The 3348-nt window shown below is 70.8% G+C and carries 3 protein-coding genes and 1 pseudogene; all 4 read left to right on the top strand.

What is annotated here, in order from left to right:
• A partial coding sequence (locus tag VF794_RS11605; protein ID WP_331109700.1) for a HAMP domain-containing sensor histidine kinase occupies positions 1-626 on the top strand: 626 nt, incomplete at its 5' end.
• Between the two features lie 10 nt (positions 627-636).
• On the top strand, positions 637-1854 hold the full coding sequence (locus VF794_RS11600; RefSeq protein ID WP_331109698.1) for a cytochrome P450: 1218 nt from the start codon (positions 637-639) through the stop codon (positions 1852-1854).
• 22 nt (positions 1855-1876) lie between these two features.
• Entirely contained in the window at positions 1877-2689 is an 813-nt protein-coding gene (locus tag VF794_RS11595; RefSeq protein WP_331109696.1) for a hypothetical protein, read from the top strand.
• 66 nt (positions 2690-2755) lie between these two features.
• Positions 2756-3348: pseudogene (locus VF794_RS11590) on the top strand (hypothetical protein); the annotation flags it as partial.

The raw sequence follows: 3348 nt of genomic DNA, 5'->3' as shown, positions 1-3348 counted from the left end.
GGCTCCAGGGGCTCGAGCGGAGCATCCAGGCCGAGCCGGGCACCCCCATGGCCGCGCGCCTGGGCAAGGAGGTGGGGGTGATGCGCCGGCAGGTGAAGCGCCTGTCGGACCTGGTGAACGATCTCCTGGACGTGTCGCGGCTCAGCTCCGGACGCATGACGTTGCAGCTCGAGGAGGTGGATCTCGCGGAGCTGACGCGCGAGATCCTCGCCCGGTTCAAGCTCGAAGCGGAGCGCGCCGGGAGCGGGTTCGAGTTCCACCTGGAGGGGCCGGTCATCGGCCAATGGGATCGGCTCCGGCTGGAGCAGATCCTGGTGAACCTGCTGTCGAACGCCCTCAAGTATGGGGCCGGCAAGCCCATCCACCTTCGCGTCGAACAGCAGGAGGACCGGGTCCGGCTCTTCATCCGGGATGAGGGCATCGGCATCCAGCCCGAGGCGCTGGGGCGGATCTTCCATCGCTTCGAGCGCGCCGTGTCGGAGCGGCACTACGGAGGGTTCGGCCTGGGGCTGTACGTGACGCGGCAGATCGTCGACGCGATGGGCGGGACGGTGACGGTCCAGAGCACGCCGGGGCAGGGCGCCACCTTCCTCGTGGAGCTGCCACGTCAGGCGCCAAGGCACTAAGCTCGGCGGCATGACGACCCGTCCCCTGTTCGCGGAGGGAGAGACCCTGTGGTCCCCCCACGTGCGCGCCAACCCGTTCCCGCTCTACCGGCGCATGCGGGAGGAGTTCCCCGTCGCGCGGATCACGGATCCGCAGCTGGGGCTCCAGTTCTGGCTGTGCACGCGCTACCAGGACGTGGTCTCGCTGATGAGGGATCCGCGCCTCACGCAGGATCCCACCCTGCTGCCCGAGGACGTCCGTCAGCGCTTCTACGGCCAGACGCTCTCGGCGCTCAACCGGCACCTGCTGACCGTGGATCCGCCGGACCACACGCGGATGCGCTCGCTGGTGGCCAAGGCCTTCACCCCGCGCCGCATCGAGGAGCTGCGCCCGCGCATCACCGCCATCTGCTCGGAGCTGCTGGAGGGCCTGATGGCCAGGGGCTCGGGGGACTTCCTGGAGGCACTCGCCTTCCCCCTGCCCATCATCGTCATCGCCGAGCTGCTGGGGATTCCCTCGGAGGACCGGGACCGGTTCCGGCAGTGGACGCAGGCGTTCTTCGCTCCCCCGTCGCAGGGCGCTCGGGAGAAGGTCCGCGAGGCCAGCGAGCACTTCTTCAAGTACCTGGACGCGTTCTTCGTGCAGCGCCGCCAGCAGCCCCGGGAGGACCTGACGAGCGCGCTGATGGCCGCGGAGGAGCAGGGGGATCGGCTGAGCCCCCAGGAGCTGACGAGCCTGGTCTTCCTGCTGCTCGTGGCCGGCTACGAGACGACGGCGAACCTGCTGGGCAATGGCCTGTTGGAGCTGCTGCGCCACCCGGACGAGCTGCGGCGGCTGCGGGAGGATCGCTCGCTGCTGCCCTCGGCGGTGGAGGAGATGCTGCGCTACTGCGGCCCGGCGGAGCTGAGCATGCTGCGCTTCGCCAAGGAGGACCTGGAGCTGCGCGGCCAGCGCATCCAGGCCCATGAGGCGATCCGGGTGGACTTCCTGGCGGCGGATCGGGATCCGGAGCAGTTCCCCGAGCCGGATCGTTTCGACCTGGGACGCACCCCCAACCGGCATGTGGCGTTCGGCCAGGGCATCCACTTCTGCCTGGGGGCTCCGCTGGCACGGCTGGAGGCCGTCATCACCTTCGAGCTGCTGCTGGAGCGGGCGCCCGGGATGCGGCTGGCCGTGGCGCCCGAGACGCTCGCGTGGCGTTCGAGCGCGCAGTCCCGTGGGTTGGTGAGCCTGCCCCTGGCGTTCTAGACTCGAGCTCGGAGAGGCCAACATGGTGGATGTCCTGGGTGTTCGGTGGCTGGTCGTGCTGCTGCCGCTCGTCACGGCGGCGTGTGCCACCTCGGCGGCCTACCACCCCCAGAAGGACTGCGCGGCGGGCAGCGCGGGAGCGTGCGTCGACTGGGGGGACGCGTTGAAGGCCCGGGGAGAGCTGCCCCAGGCCGAGACCGCCTACGGGCAGGCCTGTGAGGGCGGTATCTCCACGAGCTGCATCACCCAGGGCCAGCTCCTCATGAAGCGCGGCGAGCTGGACGCGGCTGAGCACCCCCTGCGCAAGGCGTACCTGGAGGAGTTCCCGGAAGCCCACGAGGCGCTGGCGGACCTCTACCAGGCCCGGGGGAGCCCGAACGACCTGGAGATCGCCGAGGAGCTGCGCTTCGAGGCGCCGGCCATCGACAAGCCGGCCGTGGAGTACGTCTCCCATTTCCGGGTGGACTCCCGGGGAGGGGTGGGCACCGCGGTGACGTTGAACGTGCAGCCGATGCTCTTCCTGTCACGCCGGCTGGACATCGGTTTCCACGCCGCCTTCAGCTTCGGCTCGGGGACGTCGGAGCTCAACGGCTTCATCGGCTACCAGCACTTCGCGTCCACCTGGCTCGTGCCGTATGCGCGGGTGATGATCGGCGGGCTGCCGGGCATGCCACCCGGCTACGCGCTCAACTACGGCGGAGACCTCGGGCTCAAGCTGTGCCTCGGGCCCATCGGTCACCTGGAGTTCGCCGTCGGCTCCTCGCGAGGCAGCCCCCTGCATGCCTCGGTGGGGCTGGGACTCAACGCGATCTTCCTCCTGCTCGCGGCGCGCTGAGGGGCGGGGCACCTTCCAGCCCCTGGTTTGTGTGAGGGGCGCATCTCTGCCAGCGTTGGGTCCTTCATGCGGCGCTCGCGCCTGACCCAGGCACTGCTCTTCTCGCTGGCCCTCCACCTGGGCCTGGGGCTCGTGCTGTTCCTGGCACCACCCCCAAGCGCGCCTCCTCCCGAGAGGAGCGTGCCGCTCCAGATAGAGGTGGTGGTCCGCCCGCCCCCTCCGCCCGTGGAGCCGCCCCGTCCCAAGCCCCCGGCTCCGGAAGCCACGCCGCCAAGCCCCCCCCGCACGGCCTCCCGTCCTCCGCGCCCGGCCGCCGCTCCACCTCCCGCCGCCGTGTCCCCTCCGGACCCCACGACGCCCGAGCCCCCTCCAGCGGATGCCGTACCGGACACGCCGCGCGCCGTGCGCCTGTTCCCGGGTGCTGGGGGCCTGCCCGTACCGCCCGAGCTCGGAGCCCCAGGCCCGAGTGGCTCCACGGGGCGCACGCTGCGGCCGGGTGACGGACCTTCTCCCGAGCAGCTCCTCGCCGAGGAGCGCGAGCGCGTGCGAGGCCGGGTGCAGGGCTTCCTCGATGACGGACTGGCGAGCCTGCGCGTACAGAATGGCCTCGTGGACACCTTCTTCGGCGACATGGACAAGGCGCTGGAGAAGGGACTCTC

Source organism: Archangium sp., from assembly GCF_036389735.1.
GTDB lineage: Bacteria > Myxococcota > Myxococcia > Myxococcales > Myxococcaceae > Archangium.
This window is presented reverse-complemented; position numbering and strand designations above follow the sequence as displayed.

Bases quoted from the DNA above. Each gene is read 5' to 3' on its own strand.
- VF794_RS11600 (WP_331109698.1), top strand. From the start codon at position 637: ATGACGACCCGTCCCCTGTTCGCGGAGGGAGAGACCCTGTGGTCCCCC.
- VF794_RS11595 (WP_331109696.1), top strand. From the start codon at position 1,877: ATGGTGGATGTCCTGGGTGTTCGGTGGCTGGTCGTGCTGCTGCCGCTC.